3 protein-coding genes are annotated in these 1,784 nt (G+C 62.1%); 1 reads left to right on the top strand and 2 read right to left on the bottom strand.

The window, feature by feature from the left end; all coding sequences use genetic code 11:
* Nucleotides 1-281 (bottom strand): YbaK/EbsC family protein (locus FJ980_RS30545; RefSeq protein ID WP_281406349.1); only part of this gene is annotated, 281 nt, incomplete at its 3' end.
* Nucleotides 282-419: 138 nt separating this feature from the next.
* Nucleotides 420-704: a helix-turn-helix transcriptional regulator gene (locus tag FJ980_RS30540; RefSeq protein ID WP_140493999.1), complete on the bottom strand. Its 285-nt coding sequence runs from the start codon at nt 702-704 to the stop codon at nt 420-422.
* Nucleotides 705-989: 285 nt separating this feature from the next.
* Here FJ980_RS30540 and FJ980_RS30535 point away from each other — a divergent pair, with 285 nt between their 5' ends.
* Nucleotides 990-1,601: a hypothetical protein gene (locus FJ980_RS30535; protein WP_140547303.1), complete on the top strand. Its 612-nt coding sequence runs from the start codon at nt 990-992 to the stop codon at nt 1,599-1,601.
* Nucleotides 1,602-1,784: the final 183 nt, after the last annotated feature.

Here is a 1,784-nt window from a genome sequence, read left to right as displayed (position 1 = left end):
GGATGGCTGGTTGCCTCGATAACCTCAGCGGCCTCCAGCATGCGCGGCTTACTGCCGAACCGATCCTTGAACTTGCGATTGTCCAGCCTGGCGGTGCCGCTGGTCACGACCAGCATGGTGCGTTCGCCGACGCGAAGGCAGATCGTCTTTGCGATCTGCGCCGGCAACACGCCGTGCGCCTGCGCAGCCAATGCTACGGTTGCCGAACTCGCGTCAGTCACGATCACGTCGATGTCAGGCGCCTTGCTGGCAAAGAAGGCACGAACGGATTCCAAGCTCATCGAAACCCCGCGGATCGAAATGACGAAGCAGCAAGCTAGGCCGGCGCGTCCATAAACACGTGCCGAAGCCTTCAGTCACGGCAAACAGAAAACCCGCCAAGGTCCCCGGCGGGTTTTCGAACATGCATGGCACTGGCGCTACAGCGCGGGGCGGTCTTGCGCGGCCCGCGCCTGCACGGCCGTGCCGAGCAGCGCCTCCTGAGGAAGCCGAAGCGCCGACGCAATACGGCGCAGTTGCGACGGATCGGCCGTCCTGCCGTTCTCGATATCCTCGATTTCGTCGACCGACAGACCGGTTGTCAGGGAAAGCTCCTCGACACTGTATCCCCTGGTTTCCCGAATCGTTCTGAGGGCGCTATGGCCTTGCCCGGCTTCGCTGGCAACCAGTTCCGGGAGGGGTTCGCGCTTTGCACTGTATGGCATTGGCAACTCCGTTGGCTGAAAGAGTTTGATGAAAATGGTGTTGCCTGAGACGGCGAGAACATGCCCGCTTGCGGGTGATTTGCCAAGTCACAAACTGGCCGTCACAGCATCGTGAACCATGCCTGGCGGACGCCGCTCGCAACCGCTCTCGATCAAGTTCTTTTGAACACCTGATCACCTCGTCGCTCGATGATTTTTACGACCCCGTTCGTTGGTTCAATTGCGCCGGCGCGAAACCCAAGACGTTGCCGGCGCGGCTGTCATTTTCCTGAAAGGATCGATGCGATGAAATTGCGGACAATCATGATCGTGCTCGGCACGCTTTCCAGCCTTGGCCTTGCTGCAACCAGCGCGCCGGCGGCAGACACGGTGCGGGTGCGCGGCGTCGTGGCCAGTTCCGACCAATCCCAGCTGACGGTGAAAAACCGCCAGGGTGGCATGGATAAGATCAAGCTCGCTGCCGGATGGAAGATATCGGGCGTCGCGGGCGCGTCGGTAAAGGACATCAAGCTCGGCGATTTCCTCGGCATAGCATCCGTGTCGAAAGCCGATGGCGGCAGCGGCGCGCTCGAGGTCGTGGTGTTTCCCGCAGCCTTGAAAGGCATGGGCGAAGGCGACCGCGCCTGGGACCTCAAGCCCAACAGCCGCATGACCAACGGCACCGTCGCCGACGTGACCGACGTGAATGGCCGCGCGGTGACGCTGACCTATGACAACGGCCAGACAAAGAAGATCTCAATCCCCGACAAGACGCCGGTCGTCACCTTCGCGCCGGCCACGCCGGGCGATCTCAAGCCCGGCGCGCCCGTCGTGGTCACCGCGACGCGCGGCGCCGACGGCACGCTGAGTGCCAACCGCGTCGTGGTCGGCAACAATGGCGTGGTCCCGCCCATGTAAGCCGGTTGCGTCTGCGGCCCCGTACCGAAATTTCTCCCGCTCATCGGCGCTGTGGGCTCAGCCTGTCGGCGGAGCCCACAGGCTGCGCCGCCAGACACATTCCAGAAACAAAATTCTATATTCGGGAAATACTGACGAAAAAAATCGGGAGCGTAATCCCGCTCGCGGCGAACAGGCTGTTGG

It is taken from the genome of Mesorhizobium sp. B1-1-5, from assembly GCF_006443065.1.
GTDB lineage: Bacteria > Pseudomonadota > Alphaproteobacteria > Rhizobiales > Rhizobiaceae > Mesorhizobium.
Note: the sequence above shows the minus strand (reverse complement) of the source record. Positions and strands in the feature narration are given on the sequence as shown.